This is a genomic window from Leptotrichia wadei (assembly GCF_007990445.1).
Taxonomy (GTDB): Bacteria; Fusobacteriota; Fusobacteriia; order Fusobacteriales; family Leptotrichiaceae; genus Leptotrichia; species Leptotrichia wadei_A.
In genome coordinates this window covers 491,064-510,284 of record NZ_AP019841.1, presented here as the reverse complement: position 1 = coordinate 510,284, position 19,221 = coordinate 491,064, and the positions used below count along the sequence as shown (strand labels likewise).

18 protein-coding genes, 1 tRNA gene and 1 pseudogene are annotated in these 19,221 nt (G+C 30.6%); 5 read left to right on the top strand and 15 right to left on the bottom strand.

All coding sequences use genetic code 11. The annotated features are described in order from the left end of the window. Positions 1-93: 93 nt before the first annotated feature. A complete protein-coding gene (locus tag FVE74_RS02540) occupies positions 94-702 on the top strand; it encodes a histidine phosphatase family protein (RefSeq protein WP_147003063.1) in 609 nt (202 codons plus the stop codon). On the opposite strand, the gene FVE74_RS02535 is transcribed toward FVE74_RS02540, so the two are convergent. The 7 genes and pseudogenes from FVE74_RS02535 to FVE74_RS02500 form a co-directional block, all read right to left on the bottom strand. Then, a complete protein-coding gene (locus FVE74_RS02535) occupies positions 694-813 on the bottom strand; it encodes a zinc ribbon domain-containing protein (protein ID WP_269473155.1) in 120 nt (39 codons plus the stop codon). The genes FVE74_RS02540 and FVE74_RS02535 overlap by 9 nt on opposite strands. 247 nt (positions 814-1,060) lie before the next feature. After that, the gene (locus FVE74_RS02530) at positions 1,061-3,490 is read right to left on the bottom strand and encodes an autotransporter outer membrane beta-barrel domain-containing protein (RefSeq protein WP_147003061.1); all 2,430 of its coding nucleotides are present in this window, start codon (positions 3,488-3,490) and stop codon (positions 1,061-1,063) included. Positions 3,491-3,657: 167 nt separating this feature from the next. After that, positions 3,658-3,912 carry a hypothetical protein gene (locus FVE74_RS02525; RefSeq protein WP_332094859.1) on the bottom strand — a complete coding sequence of 85 codons (255 nt, stop codon included), beginning with the start codon at positions 3,910-3,912 and terminating at the stop codon, positions 3,658-3,660. Then, positions 3,897-4,798 (bottom strand): annotated as a pseudogene (locus tag FVE74_RS12275) (ISAs1 family transposase). The gene FVE74_RS02525 and the pseudogene FVE74_RS12275 overlap by 16 nt, the downstream one beginning before the upstream one ends. Before the next feature lie 161 nt (positions 4,799-4,959). Next, positions 4,960-6,126 carry a nicotinate-nucleotide--dimethylbenzimidazole phosphoribosyltransferase gene (locus FVE74_RS02510; protein WP_147003054.1) on the bottom strand — a complete coding sequence of 389 codons (1,167 nt, stop codon included), beginning with the start codon at positions 6,124-6,126 and terminating at the stop codon, positions 4,960-4,962. Between the two features lie 141 nt (positions 6,127-6,267). Then, positions 6,268-7,587 carry a glutamate-1-semialdehyde 2,1-aminomutase gene (gene hemL / locus FVE74_RS02505; protein WP_147003051.1) on the bottom strand — a complete coding sequence of 440 codons (1,320 nt, stop codon included), beginning with the start codon at positions 7,585-7,587 and terminating at the stop codon, positions 6,268-6,270. 240 nt (positions 7,588-7,827) lie between these two features. Further along, positions 7,828-7,902 (bottom strand) — tRNA-Cys (locus FVE74_RS02500). Positions 7,903-8,336: 434 nt separating this feature from the next. Between FVE74_RS02500 and FVE74_RS12100 the strand changes: the two genes are divergently transcribed. The 4 genes from FVE74_RS12100 (at position 8,337) to FVE74_RS02485 (ending at position 10,105) form a co-directional block, all read left to right on the top strand. Continuing rightward, the gene (locus FVE74_RS12100) at positions 8,337-8,921 is read left to right on the top strand and encodes a YiiX/YebB-like N1pC/P60 family cysteine hydrolase (RefSeq protein ID WP_147003050.1); all 585 of its coding nucleotides are present in this window, start codon (positions 8,337-8,339) and stop codon (positions 8,919-8,921) included. A 34-nt stretch (positions 8,922-8,955) separates the two neighbouring features. Beyond that, positions 8,956-9,471, top strand: a complete 516-nt coding sequence (locus FVE74_RS02490) for a tetratricopeptide repeat protein (protein WP_147003049.1) — start codon at positions 8,956-8,958, stop codon at positions 9,469-9,471. A gap of 98 nt (positions 9,472-9,569) precedes the next feature. Next, positions 9,570-9,710 (top strand): hypothetical protein, encoded by a 141-nt coding sequence (locus FVE74_RS11470; RefSeq protein WP_172617428.1) that lies wholly within the window; start codon positions 9,570-9,572, stop codon positions 9,708-9,710. 86 nt (positions 9,711-9,796) lie between these two features. Next, a complete protein-coding gene (locus tag FVE74_RS02485; protein ID WP_147003048.1) occupies positions 9,797-10,105 on the top strand; it encodes a hypothetical protein in 309 nt (102 codons plus the stop codon). A 189-nt stretch (positions 10,106-10,294) separates the two neighbouring features. Here the strand turns inward: FVE74_RS02485 and mnmA are convergent, their stop codons facing one another. The 8 genes from mnmA to FVE74_RS02440 all read right to left on the bottom strand — a co-directional run bounded on the left by mnmA (position 10,295) and on the right by FVE74_RS02440 (position 19,220). After that, a complete protein-coding gene (gene mnmA / locus FVE74_RS02480; protein ID WP_147003047.1) occupies positions 10,295-11,389 on the bottom strand; it encodes a tRNA 2-thiouridine(34) synthase MnmA in 1,095 nt (364 codons plus the stop codon). A 25-nt stretch (positions 11,390-11,414) separates the two neighbouring features. Further along, on the bottom strand, positions 11,415-11,801 hold the full coding sequence (locus FVE74_RS02475) for a hypothetical protein (protein ID WP_232054008.1): 387 nt from the start codon (positions 11,799-11,801) through the stop codon (positions 11,415-11,417). Positions 11,802-11,830: 29 nt separating this feature from the next. After that, a complete protein-coding gene (locus FVE74_RS02470; protein WP_147003046.1) occupies positions 11,831-13,078 on the bottom strand; it encodes an RNA-guided endonuclease InsQ/TnpB family protein in 1,248 nt (415 codons plus the stop codon). A gap of 229 nt (positions 13,079-13,307) precedes the next feature. Continuing rightward, positions 13,308-13,493: a hypothetical protein gene (locus tag FVE74_RS02465; protein WP_147003045.1), complete on the bottom strand. Its 186-nt coding sequence runs from the start codon at positions 13,491-13,493 to the stop codon at positions 13,308-13,310. Between the two features lie 159 nt (positions 13,494-13,652). Next, on the bottom strand, positions 13,653-14,195 hold the full coding sequence (locus tag FVE74_RS02455) for a glycosyltransferase family 2 protein (RefSeq protein ID WP_232054006.1): 543 nt from the start codon (positions 14,193-14,195) through the stop codon (positions 13,653-13,655). A gap of 35 nt (positions 14,196-14,230) precedes the next feature. Continuing rightward, positions 14,231-15,691: an oligosaccharide flippase family protein gene (locus FVE74_RS02450; protein WP_147003044.1), complete on the bottom strand. Its 1,461-nt coding sequence runs from the start codon at positions 15,689-15,691 to the stop codon at positions 14,231-14,233. A gap of 168 nt (positions 15,692-15,859) precedes the next feature. Then, positions 15,860-17,449, bottom strand: a complete 1,590-nt coding sequence (locus FVE74_RS02445) for a glycoside hydrolase family 57 protein (protein ID WP_147003043.1) — start codon at positions 17,447-17,449, stop codon at positions 15,860-15,862. 871 nt (positions 17,450-18,320) lie between these two features. Next, positions 18,321-19,220, bottom strand: coding sequence for a diacylglycerol/lipid kinase family protein (locus FVE74_RS02440; protein ID WP_147003042.1), 900 nt, complete (start codon positions 19,218-19,220; stop codon positions 18,321-18,323). Between the last annotated feature and the right edge of the window lies 1 nt (position 19,221).

The following is a 19,221-nucleotide window of genomic DNA, read 5'->3' as shown; positions in this document are numbered from 1 at the left end:
GATTTAATAAATATCCTAAAGTAATGGAACGACCCCTTGTAGAAATAAAAAAACTTAGGTTATCGAATAAAAAATAAAGAAAGGAAAAATAAAATGACAGAAATTTTATTTATACGCCACGGCGAAACAGATTATAATAAAAAAAATTTATATTACGGACATTTGAATCCAGGTTTGAATGAAACTGGAATTAATCAATTAAAAAGTACAAAAAAGAAACTTGAAGAAATGAATGAAAAAATCGACATAGTTTTTTCAAGCGACTTGAAAAGATGTAGACAAAGCCTTGAATTACTTGAACTTGATGAAAATATTGAAAAATATTTTTTAGAAGAGTTAAGAGAACTTAATTTTGGAGATATTGAAGGAAAAAGTTATGATAAAATTAGAAAAGAATTTCCGCATTATATTGATGAAATGAAAAATAATTGGAAATATTTTAGGACTGAAGGTGGAGAAAGCCTGGATGACTTACAAAAACGGGTTGTGAAAAAAATTGATGAAATAAAAGAAAAATATCAAAATAGAAAAATTCTTATTGTAGCTCATGCTGGTGTCATTCAGACTGCAATTAGTTATTATTTATTTAATAATTTAGATGGATATTGGAAATTTAAGCTGGATAATGGGAGTATTACGAAGATGGTTGTGACAGATGATGGATTTATTTATTTTGATTACATAAATCATAAATCACAATAGTGAACTACTTTCTGATAATTCCAGTTTCTCTTTAACATTTCCACATTTACTACAAGTTTTCGACGATGGAAACCACTTATCTATCTTCAAAAATTGCTTTCCTAAAAACATCAGTTTATACTCATACTAAACCCCATTTGAATAACGAATATGTTGTAAATCTTTTTAGCAGATTAAACCTGATATTTATTTTCAAATAATTAAAATAAATTTGTTATGAATATTATTTAACAAGGGGCCTTAACCCCTTGCCAGAAAGTAAACAAAATATCTTCTCTATTTTCCAAACAGGATTTAACATAAATATTTTTACTGTGCCATAATTAACAAAAAAATCAATCAAATTTTAAAATTTTCACTAAAAAGTATGTTTAAATCCAATCGTTCCTTTGTATCCTGAACGATTTGAATTATTGAAAGAGTGTTCATATCTTGTATCAACGTAAAGATTACTTTTTTGTCCTAAAGGAGCTTGGGCACCTAGTCCAATTTCTCCCCAAGTTGTACCAAGTTTTTCAGTTATTTTGTCTGAGCCAATGTTTGTGTATTTGCTATCGTATTTTGTGAAGTCGTGCCACACGTTTGCGACTGCGTAATATGAGTTTGTTCTACTATTACCATTGTCACCATTATATGCTAATCTTACGCCAGCTCTTCCACGAAGTCCGTTTCTGTTATCTTGGTTGACATTTCTTAATCCATCATTAAACGATTTTGTGTTTAGATATTGGTAAATTAATTGAGCTTGTGGTTCAACTGACCAATTTCCATTTTTTGAGATATTGAAAGATTTTCCAGCTTCTCCTGAAAGTAATAATCCAAAGCCGTTTTGTTTTGCACTGTAATCATCTCTTGAATTATATTTATTTTGTAAGTAAGAAACTTGTCCTACTAAATCGTAATATGAACCTTTTGGAGTATATTTAGTTTTTGTAATTCCTAATGAAATACTTTCAGATTTTCCTTTTCCTGTATACTTGCTATCAGAAATTTTTCCATTTTCAGCACGGTATTCATCAAAAAAGTCCGTACTTGCTCTGTTATACGAAATATATCCACCTAGCAAATGATCATTTCCATTTTTATCCTTATTAATTTTAAAATCGTGTCCAATTTGTACTCCGTAAAGATTTCCTTCATACTGGAATCTGTCTGTTCCATTTTCATTTAATCCGCTTCCATAAATTCTTGTCCAAATTTGTCCTTTATCATCTGACATATTTTCTAAATCAAGAATTCTATTTTCTCCTCTTCTTTCGTGTAAAGTTCCAACAGTTGAGTATCCCATTTCCATATTAACTTTTGGCATCAATACATATGCAGAAACAGGTTGTGCCATAATGTAAATTGGACGGCTAGAACCAGAAGATCCGCCAGTTGTTCCTCCGATTATTCCAGCAGTTGCCCCAGAACTTCCAAGTGGCGAGATTGTCCAGTAATATTCCCAAATTCCATTAACTTGTCTACTAGTAAGCTGTGCTTCAGCTGCTCCAGCTGTTCTTGCAGTTCCAGTAAATGTAGTTGGTGTAGAATTTCCAGCTACTTTTACAACTGGGACACTGTTTATTCGTTGCGATAATTGCTGAACATTTCCAGGAATATAATTTTCAAATATATTTTCTTGTGGGGTATCGTCAATATAAATTGGTACTACTTTTGTTGTTCCAGTTGCATTTCCTGTGATATAGACTAAATCTGATTCTGAGTTTTCTCCATTTTCACCACCTGGTGCATTCCAAACAGTGTTCATTTCAATTCTACCATTATCTCCATGATAATTTCCTTCTATAATAAGTTTATCCTTGTTGGAATCATTTGTTAACTGAATAAGTCCACCGTTATTTAAAGTTCCATCATTATTAATTCCATCAGATGTCAATTTTATATGATAAATTGAAGTTACCCCATCACTTTCTGTAACATTACTTTCATCAAATGATAAAAAAGATTTTTTATCTATATTTAATGAATTAATTGTTGCTCTTTGTTCAGAAAGAGAACTATTTTTACTTAATCCCCAGTATGCTCCACCTACCAAATTTACATTTAAAACAGATTTTCCATGTTTTGTCATCAAACCTAATATTTGTGTCCCACCATCACCTTCAGTGCTATCATCTATTCCATTAACTGTCAATTCTGAATAAACACCATTTGCTTCATCTGCATCAACTTCAACTAGCCAACCATCAGCGGCTGAATGAATTTGTGATTTAAAACCATCAGTACCGATTAAATTAAGTTCTGCATTTTTTATACCATATCCATTCTTAGCTTCAACTTTTACAGTAGATACTGTTGAATTTGGTGCTGTTATAAAAACATCTTTTAAAGTTACTTTCTGATTTATAGCATTGGAATTTGCTCCTGTAATTGGATTTGTTACTGTATATAAAATTGCTTCTTTTGATGAACCAAAATTCATGTCAATATTACTTGATACTCCAATCTGACCAGTCGCTTTAAATTCAGTATTTGAATCTGTAACTGTTATCAAAGTTCTGGGTGTAAATAAAGGACTTGGCGTTCTTGAATCTATATCTCCTTGTCCTGTAAAAATAAATTTTTTACCTTCACTAATTCTAAAAACACCATGTGAATAATTATTATAATTAAGAACATCCCCATTTCCAGTACCAGAATTTACAATATATTCACCATTAGCATTTGGAGCTATAGGTGTTGCCACTGCAAGTCCACCTGTCATCAAAAATGTGATTAGAAGTGCTTTTGTGTACTTTTGTTTCTTTTTTAGAATTCTCTTTAAAAATCTTTCTATTTCTTTCATAATCGTCTCCTTTGTTGCTTTTTTTTTTTTTTTTTTTTTTGAAAATTTAATTAAATTATACCATTTTTTTAGTTTCTGTCAAAAAAATATAAAATTATACACGGCAAACGCATGAATATTTTAAACTATTTCTTTGTATTTAACCAATTTTTTTTACATTAACATTTCTATATATCAAAAAATAATTTTAAATATCTCCTTACATCTAGCGATATAATATATCTTTTTATCCTTCTACTAAATTTCTTTCTGAACGGCAGTTCTTCCAGTATTGATATTGCTAATTTTCTTAGAATATTTAAATTTCTAGCCGCATTTTTGTTTAATGTCTTATTTGCATCTTCTCTAAATGTTACATCCAATACCCAATGATAACTTTCTATTGCCCAATGTCCTCTTACTGCTCTTACAAATTCTTCCACTCCCCTGTTATATTCGTTATGTAATACCTTTTCTGTTCTTGCTTTTTTCCATTTTCTTCTGTTGTTAATATTGATGCACCTATCCCCTTTACTTCTTTCCATTCCTTGTTTCTTTTGATAAACCATTCTATTTCTTCAGTATAGTAATATTCTCTCGTTTCCAGCCGTCCTCTTTGCTTTTCTGTTTTCCTACTGTACATTCCTTCGCCCTTTAATTTTTTCCTGAATCCCTTGTCAGCAAAGTAATCTTCTATATCTTCCTTTAAAGCCTTCTGATTCCCTTTTACCTGAAGACAGAAATATCCCTTCTTCTTTCTTATCTTTTTATGATTTCTTTCTGGGTTCCTATCGCATCTATTGTAACTATACATTCCTTTACTGAAATTTTATCAAGCAGCCTTAATATTGCTTCTATTTCATTCCCTTTTCCTTCAGCCGCCACTTGTGAATAGCAGATCCCATCTTCTTTGGAATATGCGGATACTATGTCTAATGGCTTATTATTTTTGTTCTTCATCCCATTTAAAAATTTTCCATCAATATTTAATATTTTTCTTATTTTTTTATCTTCTCCGGAAATTTTTAGATCCATCCATTTTCTCAAGAGAACTTCTGTCACTTCAGGCTCTATTGTAGCCATAACTCTTTGAATCGTATCATGCGAAGGTATGCCGTTCGGTAGTTCCAGATATCTTTTTAATGCCTTGAAATACATCTTTCCAAATTCTTCAATCTCTTCCCAGTATTCAATATTTGCAAGCATGGCAAAGAGAGTAATCACAACAATATCATTCAATTTATGCTTTATTTTAGAAATTTGTCGCTTATCCTCTATTTGGGTAATGTATATTAACAATTCTTTTAGATTTGGTTTATCTTCTGACATTTTTACCAGCTTCTTTCCTACGATATGTCAATAATATTATACCTCTTTTTTAAATCTTTTTCATGCGTTTGTCGTGAAAATTATAAATCAACAACTCTCTGATGAAATATTACAAAAAATTTTATTATAAACATAAATTAAATTTTAATATAGCAAAATTTCTAAACATCAGGATATTTTCTCACAACTCCAGTAATATTACAAGCACCCTCAATCACAGGAAACATCATAACCGCCCCAGTTCCTTCCCCCAATTTCATATTCATAAAAAGCATCGGCTCTAAATTCAGTTCCTTCATAATATATTTCATTCCTGGCTCTTCACTTAAATGTGAAGCAATCATAAATTCTCTGGAAACTGGGCAGATTTTGTAGGCAATAAGAGCGGAAACAGCGGAAATAAAGCCGTCTATCACAACAGGAACACGATTTTTAGCACATCCTAAATAGGTTCCAGCCATTCCGGCAATATCCAATCCTCCAACTTTAGCCAGCACATTTATTGTAATTTTTTGAGATTCTTCTGTTTTAAAGTTTTCAAAATTTATTTTACTTTCAAAATCCATATTTCCTTGTTCTTTTCTAATCTTCTTTTTTCCTTCAGCATTTTTACTTTTTTCAAAAAAATTCAGCAAACCATTTACTTGAATTGCCTTTTTTACAACATTTTTTTTATGTTCCAAAGTTTTATCATCAATTCCGCTCCCGCAACCAACAATCTCATCTATCGGCAAATCCGTAAGAACCTTCAAAACCGCACTGCTAGTTGTAGTGTTCCCAATCCCCATTTCTCCAGTTGCAAACAAATTATATCCATCCTTCACAAATTCATCAACCATCTCAATCCCAGTTTCTATCGCTTTCACAGCCTGCTCATAAGTCATTGCAACTTCTTTAGCAATATTATTAGTGCCAGACTTTATAATTTTTTTTTCAATAATTCCTGAAAGATTTATCTCATTTTTAATATCTGAACTTTCATCAATTCCCAAATCTACCACTTTTACATCAGCATTGTAAACCATCCCAAGAGCATTAATCGAAGATTTTCCATTTAACATCGCTTCCACAACATATTGCGTTATTACTCTTTTAGATTTACTTACCTTTTCCTGTTCCACTCCATTATCAGCCGCCATAACAAGCACCATCTTTTTATCAGGCTTATAATTTTTGTCAATTCCTTCCAGCCGAATTGCCAATTCTTCCAGCTTTCCCAGTCCTTTTGGAGTTTTTAACAAAGAATTTAGTTCTTTTCCCTTTTCTTCCATTCTATTTTTATCTAGCGGTTTTATTTTTTTTATTGTATCAAATAATAATTTCCCCATTTATTATTCCTCTATTCGCAATTTTATTATTTAGAAATGCTAATAATAAGTATTTTTCAACAAAGTATCAAACCCTCTTGCCATAAAATATATTTTCTATTTTTCAAATTATAAGTTTATGTAATTTTTAATAATTGAATTTTAAATACGTTTGGGTATAGTTCCAGACTTTTTAGCAATTTTTTCAAAAGTTTTTTCCACACCAGCCAATATTTTCTCCATATCCTCATCATTATGAATATAAGAAACAAAATGCGCTTCATATTTTGAAGGCGGCACAATTACGCCATTTTCTAACATTGTGTTAAAATATATGCTGTAAAACTCACTATTTGTATTCATTGCATCTTCCAAAGTTTTTACTTTTTCCTTTGCAAAAAATATTGTGAAAAGGCTTCCAAAATAATTTACAGTTGCTGAAATGTCATATTTTTTTATTAATTCATTAATTTTATTTGCAAGATTTTCTGTTTTTTTATTTATATTTTCATAAATTTCAGGATTTTCCTTCAAAATTGAAATAGTTTCTATTCCAGCTGCAACTGAAATTGGATTTCCAGAAAGCGTTCCAGCGTGATAAACATTTCCGACAGGCGAAATTAAGTCCATAATTTCCCTTTTTCCTCCAAAGCCGCCAACTGGATAGCCACCGCCAATAATTTTCCCTAAAATAGTCAAATCAGGTGTAATTCCAAATATTTTCTGAGCTCCTCCCAACGAAACTCTAAATCCTGAAATTACCTCATCAAAAATCAGCACAATATTTTCCTTTTGTGTAATTTCACGCACTTTTTCCAAATATTCCTTTTCTGTTTCAATAAGTCCCATATTTGCAGGAATCGGCTCAATAATCACACATGCAATATCCTTATTATTTTCCAAAGTTTTCTTTAACTTTTCAAAATCCCCAAAAGGCAATGTTATTGTATCCTTCACAACTCCTTCAGTAATTCCGTTACTATCCTGATGCTCAAAAGTCAAAAGCCCTGATCCAGCCTTAACTAACAGCGAATCCGAGTGTCCGTGATAACATCCTTCAAACTTTATAATCTTATTTTTACCAGTAAATGCACGAGCAAGTCTCACACTAGCCATAGCCGCTTCTGTCCCTGAAGTAGTCAATCTCAACTTTTCAATCGAAAGAAAACAGCTTTTCACAAGCTCTGCCAATTCCACTTCCTTTTTCGTAGGCAGCCCAAACGAAGTCCCATTTTCAAGCTCTCTTTTCACAACTTCCAAAACTTGCGGATAATTATGTCCCAAAATCATCGGTCCCCAAGATCCAATCATATCCACATATTCATTCCCATCTTCATCATAAAGTTTACTTCCATTTCCACTTTTAATAAAAATCGGATACTCCTTATCAACAGACTGAAATGCCCTAACTGGACTATTTACTCCACCAGGTATTGATTCCTTTGCTTTCTTGTAAATTTTTTTTGAATTATCTGTATTCATTTTCATTTTCCTCTTTTCTTTATTTCATTTTTGCTTTATTTTACTTAATTTAGACAAAATTACTTTTGAATATATTTTATCATATTTATTTTATTTTGGAAATATTATACTATTTTGGACAGACTAAAAATATTTTACTTCGTTCTATCTTTTATTTAAATAATTCATTTTTAAAACAAAAAAAATAACTACATAAAGTAGTTATCAATATAATTATAATTATTATTGGTAATTTATTAATGGAGGCGACAACCAGATTCGAACTGGTGTACAAGGTTTTGCAGACCTCTGCCTAAGCCACTCGACCATGTCGCCACTTGACTTTTATAAGTTTATCATACTTTTAGATTTTTGTCAAATATTTTTTATTTCTCGATGGAGTGAACTACTCCCACTTGTAAAAGCCGGATACTTCTTGCTATCTTTTTGTTAAAATATTTAACAAAAAACAATTTTTCATATTTTTTAAATTTATTCTCAAATTATATTATATTATTTTTGGTTTTCAATGCTTTGAAAAATTTTATTTTCTAAGTTTCTAATATAAATATAATGGTAACCAAAGTAAAAAAAAAAAAAAAACAGGATATAATAATTGAAAAAAGATATTTTAAACAATCTTTTGGGCGATAAAAAGTTAGATTTTTACATTATAGAAAGGTTAATTTATTTTGATTTTGGATTGATTGAACGAAAGTCTGCTTTAACTTTTTTTAATATTATCGAAAGGAGATGATAAAAAATATTTTATGAAATGTATTTTTTTTAATATTGAAACAATAGTTAAAAAAACTGTTTTCTTATTTATTGCAATTTCAACGACACTTTTTTGCCAGATTACTGATCCCAGCTACAAATGGTATCCTGTTACAGAACTGATTGAAAAAGCGAATAAACTTAAGACTGGAGATATTCTAGTCCTGTCTAAGCAGCACACTATTCTGCAGTCTCAGGGGCATGTCGCTGTTATTAATGAGAATATGAAGATTGTGGAGTTCCCATCCTTTTCAATCGGGTATGCTGAAAGTCCTATCTTTGCCTGGTATGATGAAAAAAGGAAGGTTTCTGTGTTCAGATTGAAAAATATTGATGATAATTTTAAGAATGCTCTGTTCAAGGAAATTGACAAGACTACGACCAAAACTTACGGGCTTACCTTTAACAAGAACTTTGACAAGCGGCTTTACTGTTCGCAGTTTGTCTATCTTGTATTTAAAAGAGCAGGAATTGATGTTGGAAGGGATGTTGACCTGGATTCAAACGGGGGCAAGGTTGTCCTGCCTTTTGACATTATGAGGTCGCCGCTTCTGGAAAATGTTGACCTGGATGAATAGTCTTACTTTTTGTTTTAATCAGAAACGATAAATATTGAATAACAGCAAGGAGAGATTTATGAAAAAAATTATTTTACTTGGAATTATTGTCCTTTCTATTTCAGCATTTGCCGGTCACTTGGAGGATGGCAGCTTCTACTTTGAGAACGGGGAACTGGAAAAGGCTGAAAAAGAGTATTTGAAGGCTGCTGAAAATGGCAATGCCAAAGCCTTGTACCAGCTGGGATGTTTGTATTTTGAGCAAGGCAGGCTTGACAAGGCTGAAAAAATGTTTTTAGATGCCATTAGCAGGGGCGATAGCAGCTCTCTGTATCAATTGGCGCAGCTTTACTACTTTCAAGATAAACTTGACAAGGCTGAAACATTCTTCTTAAAAGCCGTAGACCGCAATATCCCTGAAGCTATGAATGAGCTTGGCCTTCTGTATTATGACAAGAAGGAATTTGACAAGGCAAAAAAATATTTCAAGATGGGAGCGGATGCCGGGGATGAATATGCTATACAAAATTACAGGAAAATGCTGGAACAGGAATTGAAGCATCAGGATTAAAGAAAATAAAAAACAAATAAAAAGAAAAAAAGAAAGGAATGATTGATATGAAAAAATTATTTATTATTATCGCTTTATTGGCAGGCCTTCAATCTTGTATGGAGGTACAAAGATTAGATGGGTGGAAACCTGAAGGGGAATTGCATGATGAATGGATAGAAAAAGGCTACCCTGACCGACCTGTTACTTGTGTAACCAATAAAGTTGGTGCAAGATGGTGTAGATGGGGTACTAATTAAAGAGTATTTTGCTCTCAATTCAAAGGGGGGAATTTTGATAAGGATTGTTATAAAAATTTTAGTTTATTCTGGAAGGAGACAGGAATATGTTTGAAATAAAAAAAGAAAAAAATAATAAGGAAGAAACGGTATGGTCTGTGGGTAATATATCTTTTCTTAGCAGAGATGCCGCAAGTGAGTATGCTAGTTTTTTAAAAAATTTAGTAGAGGAATCAAAAAATCGAATAGAACTTGATAAACTTAAGGAAAAATTAATAGAGAAAAAAAACGAAACAGAAAATGAAGAACTCAAAGAAAAATTGAAAGAAATATTGAAAGAGAAAGATAAAGAGAAGTTGAAGAAAATCAGAGATTTATTAGAAAAAGAAAGAAAAAAACGAGATCCTATTCGATAATTTCTTACATAAAAACATAGCAGTAATTACTCTATGAAATTAAAAAATTTTAAATTTTTAAAAATATCTAATAGAAAAAGTTGTACCATAAAATTAATTTATGAAACAGCTTTTTTTATTTTGCCAGACTTTAAAATTACAAATTTTTAGCAAAAATAAATTCCTAATTTTTTACATTGTCCTTGCTCCTTAAATATTTTGACACATCTTTATTTCTCCTCCACCAACAATCTCATTTTCCAAATAAAATACAATATGCTGCCCTTCAGAATTTTCATGAGTTTTTTCATCAAATTCAAAAATTAGTTTATTTTTATTTTTTTCATTTTCTAAAATTTTTAATTTCCCAGCCAATCCTTTTGAAGAAAATCTTGGACGTGCAGTTAATTGTTTCCCAGTTATATTTTTCAAATCACAATGAAATTTATAATTTATCACTTCAATTTCCTTTACCAGCAATTCTTCAAAATCCCCTACGACAACTTCATTTGTTTCAGGTCTAAGTTCCAGCACAAAAAATGGCTTCCCCAAATTAAGCCCCAGTCCACGCCGTTGTCCAACCGTGTAAAACTGGTAACCTATATGCTCTCCAATGACTTTCCCGTTTTTATCTACAAAGTTCCCCTTTTTCACGTCATCTCCAAGCACTTTTTTCAAGAATGGAATATATCCGTTTGGAGCAAAGCAGATTCCTTGGCTATCTGGCTTATTATGTGTATGAATTCCATTTTGTCTGGCAATCTCACGAACTTCTGACTTTTTGTATTCTGAAAGCGGAAATAAAAATCGCTCCACTACTTCCTTATCCAGCCGATAAAGCATGTAAGTCTGATCTTTTCTGTTATTTTTATCCCATAAAAGCATGTTATTTTGGCTAACTTTTGAATAATGCCCTGTTGAAATATGCTTTATTCCCATTTTATCAGCAAATTCCACAAGTTTTCTTATTTTCACCTTTTCATCGCAAATCACACAAGGCGACGGCGTTTTTCCTGCATTATACATTTCCACAAAATATTCCATCACATCTTTTTTAAACTCTTCCACAACATTTAAGACATAATGCGGAATTCCTAAAGTGTAGCAAGTATATCTCGCATCATTTATATCATCCAGGGAACAGCATGTTTTTCCTGGATTTTCCGAAAGTTCATCAGGCAAATGCTTTAACGTGACTCCGATTACTTCATATCCCTGCCGCTTTAACAAAAGAGCGGCAACGGAACTATCTATTCCACCGCTCATTCCAACAACGACTTTTTTGTCATCTAATTTTTTATCCATTTTTTATTTTTATTTCTCCTATTTTTTACAACTTAACTTTTTTCCACATAAATTTCCCAACTGGAATTGCAAATATTAAAAATAATTTATTTTTGCTTTCTTGAAATATTTTTCTAAATTTATAACCAGCCACTTTGCAAAATTTGTAATAAACAGCATTATTTAAAATTTTCTGCTTAAAAGTCAACTTTTGAGAATTTATTTCATTGTGATAAAGTGCCTGCCCTTTCGGATTTTTCAAAAGTAAATTATTATATTTCGCAGTCAGCCCATCTTCCTGATATTCCTTTATCTCAATTTTCTCATTTACGTAAACCATTTTATATTTCTCGCAAATTCTATTATAAACAACAGCTTCCGTACTGAACCTCCCACGACTAAAGTCGCAGGGTTCTAAAATCTTTAAAAACATTTAAAAATTTTCTAAGAAGTTTGATAGCTTTACACTACCCTTATTCTTTTAGGTGTGTTCAGCTCACCTCTATTGTATAGGACACTTAAGTCCACAACTTTACTTTTTCTTAATATATTTAATGCTCCATTACAATCTGCATTTATGAGTTTACCTGTGCTTGTTTGATATAGTCCTCTTTTTATTCTTTTTCCACTGAATATATATTTTTGCGAATTTTCTTTATCATATATTGGAATTTCATCTCTATCAAAGAAACTTGCTTTTGATGTATAACTCTCTTCTTGCAGTTTAAATTCTATTCCATATAGTTTACATAGATATATTAATTTATCTCTTAATTTCCCATATGGTATATTTACAAAGTTCTGATTATTTATACTTCCAATATTTGAATTTCTTTGAAAATCTTCATTATATCCTACAACTAGTTTTCCTATATCATTATTAAGACAATAATTTACAATTATTCTTGCTGCTTTTGAAAGATAATCATTTATACGATTATTTCTCTTTCTGGCTATTCTCTTTTGCCTTAATGTTATATGCTCTATCTTTTGCTTATCTTTAATGCTTTGCAATTTTGCATTTATCTTGTTATAGTATTGATTTATTGATTTTAATTTTCTACCATCTATTATGAATGAAGTTCCAGTATTTGTAACACAAGTACAAAGATTATTTATACCTAAATCAATTCCTAGTGCATTGTTTTTATTTAATTCCCTTTGAACTTCTTCCACTTCATAAGTATATTGAATTTCAAAGTACCTAGAATGTTGTTTTGGTATTATTCTAATCTCTTTTATTTTCTTGTTTTTTAATACTGGTGGTAGCTTTATTGCGATTTCCTTATGTATCTTTCTAAATGAATTTGAATAAGGAACTATCAGAATATCATCTTTTAATCTTACAAAACCTATAACAAGAGTTGTAAAACCATCTTTAGCAAGATATTTAGGTAATTTTATATCTTTAAAATTATATTGACCATTCTTAGCAAGTTTTAAAAGTCCAAAAAATGATTTGAAACTTCCATCTACTTCTTTTAGAATTTGTTGAGCCATATTAGAATTTAATTTCTTGTAATTTTCACTATTTTTAAGCATTTTATAGTTTTCATTATAACTTAAATACTTTTTATTTTGAAAATAGTGTTGTCTAACATTATATATAGCTTCATTAGTTAAGTTCTTGGCTATATGAGATAAATATTTTAAATTCCTAAACTCCTTTTTACTAAGATGTTTTACTTGTTGTTTTAATGTTAAATACATATATAATCACCTCCTTTTCATCAGAGATATTATACCATATATTCTACATTTTATCTGTCAAAAAAGTAATATTTTTTATTTATTTTTAAATATTTTTAAAGTTTTTAAAACCCCACAACAGTGGGAAGTCGTTCACATAAGTGCGCTACTACTTATGCAGTTCTCTTATGAACTTCTTGTTATCTCTAACAAGCACAGACTATATCTTATCCATAGCACATAATGTACCTTAGGCGAAACCACTTCCAATACCTATCGCTTGTATTGTACTCCCCTCACGAGGGATAGTCGTTGAACTTTCCTTTTCAGGCTTAGTTGCTGATTGTCTATTATCATAATGTTTAGGATTTAACCTTACACCATCTAGTATATTTTTTCTGCTTTCGCCACCATCACACTTATACCATGTTTTCACTTAGATATTATGTTGTGGTTATACTAGCTTTAAGAGTTCCCAGCAATTCAGTTTCTTTGTTGCACGGTTTTGCTCCGTGTCTACATACAAGTTTCCCTATATGCTTACTAAAATTTTTGTGCAATTCATCTCACGACTAAAGTCGCGAGTGTTCTTGCACTATTTAATAAACTTCTCATCTTCAAAAACTGGAAATTTATATTTTTTTATAATTTCAGTTCTGAACATAAGCCCCTTATCGCCTTTAACTCCATATTTATTATAAATTTCAAATTGTGTCGAGATCATTTCCTTTTCTGGAAAACTAGAGCCGATAATTTCTCCATTTGGATAAGTCGACAAATATCCCATTCCAGCAATATCGGAATTCTTCTCATATTTTTTCCAATATTTCAAAATAGTTTCAAGCCCATTTTCCACATATTCATCATCTGAATCAAGACAAATAAAAAGTTCCCCATTCGCCTTTTCTGTCGCAAAGTTATAAGCCCTCTGCTTACCGCCATTTTCCTTAAAATAATATTTTATTTCCAACTTTTTTTCACTCAAAAACTCTTCCACTTTCTCTTTAGTCCCATCAGTAGAGCCATCATCCACAATAAGCCATTCAAAGTCTTTAAAAGTCTGCTTTTGAAGCGATTTATACAATTTTTCAAGCAGTTCCTTTCGATTAAAAGTCGGTGTAAAAACTGTAAATTTCATTTTCTAATTCCCCTTATTTTCCAAAAATTTAAAATTTATCGTTTCATAATTTTTCTTTTTATTCCATTCACAAGATTTGTAATTTTAGCCAAAACTTCCTTATTTACAAGTAATTTCGTAACTATTGCCAAATATACTATTTTAAAGCCAAATTTTACTATTGAAAGCTGATCATTTGACAAGTAAAATATAATAGGATTTACAATAATTATAAAATACAGAAATAATTTTTTGTAATTAAATGAAATCTTGTATTTTTTTCTTATAATCATCATTTCCATTATCGCCCTGAACAAAAAGGCAAGCAATGTAGTCCATGCCGCAATAATCGGACCAATTTCAGGAAACTTCGGTATAAATATTATATTTCCAGCTAAATTAAATATCATTGCAAACATTGTAAAATAAAAAATGTATATGCTATCTTCGTGAAAATGGAAAAAATAATCTAGGCAAAATAATGCCTGTATTACAATTCCAGCCAAAATTAATGGCATATAATTAATTGCCTGATAATAACTTTTTGGAAATATTAATTTTATTCCCTCTGGAGCAAATAACTGGGCAATTACACAGGCAAAGGAAATAATCGCAATAAAATTTTCTACGCTTCTCGTTATTGTTGGATTTGTCTTATCCTCTTTCATCGCCTCATAAAACTCCGGCGTCCAGCTATTCACAAAAGAGCCTGTAACAACCGACAAAACCCTTCCTCCAGTAAAGGCAAGCGTATATCCCCCAACTACTGCAAGAGAAACAAATTTTGCCAAAACAAGCCTGTCACTTAAATTTACAACTTGGTCTGTAAGTTCAATAAAAATAAGTGGTAATCCATTCCGCAGCGAATATTTCACATAATCAAAATTCAGCTTAAATCTAAATTTTCCAAAATAATCTTTAAAATAAAATAAAAAGACTACAAGCAATGCAACTAAATTTGCAAACTGATTTCCAAAAACTCCCCATTTCAAATATTTTATAAAATAAATTGCCAGAATATAAGTTGTAAAAAGACTTATAACACTCCCTATCGCCACTTTCATATACATTCTCTTCATTCTAAACAAAGTTGTTGAAAGATTATTAAAAGCATTCGCTGTGGCAATTAAAATACTGACAATTATTAAGGGATAGTAGCTTACTTTGCTTAAATCCACAATGTATGAAAACAGTTTTTGAGCCATTGGCGTAAATAAAAAAATATACGTTAAAATATTAAAAACAACTATTATCAAAGTTGAAGAAAACATATAGCTTCCAAACTCATCTTCACTTTCCTTCAAATCCACATATTTTTTCATCTGAGCATTATATAGCCCTAATCCCAAAATCACTGTAAACAACGAAGTAATCGGAGCTAATGTTCCTACAATCCCAAATTCCTCCTGTGTCAGCAATCTCGTTATTATCGGCAAAAAAACAAACGAACCCATTTTCGTAACTAAATTCATAAGGGAATAAACCATTGTACCCTTTAATAAATTTTTATTATCCATCTTTCCCCATTTCCATTTTTTATACTAAATTCTATTTAAAAAATAAATTATCAGATACATTTTATACTAATTTACCTTTAAAATCAAATAAAATATTTATTTTTTCCAGTTAATTTAAAAAGGAATGTCAAAAAACACTCCTTAAATTTATTATTTTTTACATTAAAACTATAGCCAGTCAGTTCTATAAACTCTATAATCCACTTCTGGGAAAATATTATCTCTGCTTTCAATTTCTCTTAACCAGCTTTCATCCAAGTTGCCATTCTTGTAATCTTCATAAATTTTGAATAATCTATGAATGTGGTCACTTATTTTCTTGTGAGCATAACCAACCATTGTTCCAGTATACATTATAAATTCCCAGCAAGAAGTTTGTGCCATTAACAATTCCCTTGCAGCTTGGTTTAATGCTCTGTATTCCAATTCGTTGTAAGGTTCTCTTCCATTTGCCAGTTCTATCATCTTTTGTGCAGCTTTATGTAAATGTCTGTACGCATAGTCATTTGAACCATCTATCCAAACATCGTAATAACCGTTTGCTCCCCAGCTTGACATACTTACGTCAACTATTTGGTTTGTAGGGTATTTTTGTAAATATTTGTATGGTGTTATTGTAGAAAAATCAGATTCAGCTATTGCTCTGAATACCCATTCTAGGAATATAGGCCCTTCGTACCACCAGTGTCCATATAATTCAGCATCATAAGGTGACACTACGATAGGTTTTCTATATTTCATTTTTGAAGCAAGATATTCAATCTGTTTTGAACGATTGAATACAAAGTTATAAGCATGTTCTTTTGCTCTATCTGCTGCTGCCTGCGGATTATAAACTGCTTTATAAGTTCCTTTCTTATCTGTTATTGCATGATATTTTATTCCTATGTTTCTTCTTACTCCATCACTGTGCAAGTAAGGTTTTACAAGTTCATAATCTAGTTCATATCCTGCATCCTTATGGAATTCACGGTAAAGTCCATCTCCTGGATATCCTGATTCAGAACTCCAAACTTGTTCTGATGATTCCAAATCTCTGGCAAATGCAGCTACATAATTCTTAGTGTAAACTGGTGAATAAATACCATAAACTGGACGTGGATCACTATGCATAATTCCATGCGCATCAACTAGGAAGTATCTTATTCCGTGTTTTTCCAAGAACTTATCTTGTCCTGGATAATAGGCACATTCAGCTAGCCAAATTCCCTTCGGATCTCTTCCAAAATTTTTAATATAATCTTTTTTTGCCATAAGCACTTGAGCGTTTACTGCTTCAGGATAGTCTTTCATAACTGGCAAAAATCCATGTGTTGCTGTAACTGGAATGATTTCTAAGTTACCCTGATCTTGAAATTTTCTAAATGCCCCCACTAAATCTTTGTTGTACTTTTCTTCAAATACTTGTCTTGCTCTAGTATTGAACCATAAATTATGTTTTGCAACATTTAGCATGTCAGGATATGGACTTAGTCTTTCCACTTCATTTTCACAGAATTCAACTAATTTATTCATATGACGAAGATATCTTTCACGCAATAAACCATCATTTAGCATATTTACAAGCGTTCCAGACATTGTAATAGTTATATTCCAAGGAATGTTATCTCTCGTTAAATTTTCAAACATTTCAAGTAAAGGGATATACGTTTCCGTAATCGCTTCATATAACCAATCTTCTTCTAAAAATTCTTTATACTCTGGATGTCTTACATACGGCAAGTGTGCATGTAAAACAAGACTAAAATATCCATTCATAATTTTTCCTCCATACCTTTCTAAATTTTTTTTATATACTATAACTATACCATATTTTTGTAAAAATTCAAAACATTTTTATAAAAAATTTATTAAAAATTTAAATTTCCTTTTTTTATTAGAACATGACATTTCATATTTTAACCTTGCAATAAAATTTTCTAATATCAATCTATTTTATTTCAATAACATAATTTTAAAAATTACAAAAAACCTGCCAGCTAAATTAAACTGGCAGGCAAAAGGTGAGGACAATAAGACAAGAATTCAACTGCTATTTTTGACTGCTAAAAATCAAAAACAATACGATTACAACTGCTAAAACAGTCAAATCCCAATTTGCCATTATTACCACCTCCTGTTCAAGAAAGTGTAATCAAGGTTGCGTTCCTTGACAGACAATTATATCACAAAAAAAAGCCCTATTCAATAAAGAATAAAGCCTTTTTCTCGCATTTTTAATTTTACACTAACCTGAACAGGTTTTTTATTCGAAGTTATTATATCATTTTTTCCAAAAAAATTCAATCCCAAAATTCCCACTTTTACATTCATCAATCTATTTTTCTTAAATCACACATTAATAAACTCGATTTTCATATTTGTCCTTACACTAAACATTTCCATCACCTCTTCAATAACATCTTCTACCTTCTTCTATCCTAGATTTATTTATGTCATCTCAATAACTCTTACTAAACAATTCACAACTTACTGTAGACAATTGTAAATATCAAAATTAAAAATAATTTTTTTTATAAAATACACTCCTATACAATATTTTATTTATTATATTATACCTTTATGATTTCCAAATTTCAATTAATTGTTTTATTTTTTGGATTAGAGTTCTCTTATATTGCGAATTTTTTTAGCAAAAAATTTTTAATTTTCGGCTAATAAACTCAATTTTTACATCCATATTTTCTCCTTCTTCTCCATCAATGCTTACGTTAATTTCTTCGAAAACTTTTTTTATTTCGCATTTTTTGGCTTGTAAAGTTCGGATATAATCGTTATTTGTCAAATTACTGTTCATTAAGTCGATTAGAATTTTTGGAATATCCATCGGATTATCAATGTTTTTTACGATTAAAATATCCATAAATCCGTCATTCATACTGGCTTCATCAATTACATTTTCAAATCCGCCAACACTTTTTCCATTCAGAATTGCATATAAAATAGCCTTTTCCTTAATTGTTTTATTCCCATCCAGCACAATATCCAAGTCAAAAGTCTTTATATTTGTAAGTTCTCCAAGCCCATTCATGTAATAGGCAATTTTTCCAAACGTTTTTTTCAATGTCTTGTCCGTATTGTAGGAAATTTTAGTAAACAGTCCGCCAGCATACGATGACAAGAATACCGTTTTTCCATTAATTAACCCAAAATCAATATTTTTGGCACTTTTATCTGTAATTTTCTCTATCCAGTTTTCAATATTTTCTTCAAATTTCAATGCTTTTGCAAAATCGTTTGATGTTCCCGTTGGAAATATTGCAACTTCTGGAAATTCAATATTTTTAGAGTAAAGTTCGCTTAAACAACGGCTTAATGTTCCATCTCCACCTGATAAAATCAAAATATCATATTTTTCATTTTTTAAAATTTCTGTAAATAGGTCATAATCCTTATTTATACTATAAAGTGTCAATGTAATCCCTTTTTCCAGCAGTTTTGTCGTGATTAAATCAAAATTGCTTAAAATTATATTGGCATTTCCAGATTTTGGATTGTAAACCAAAATAGCCTCTTTTAATTTTTTCATA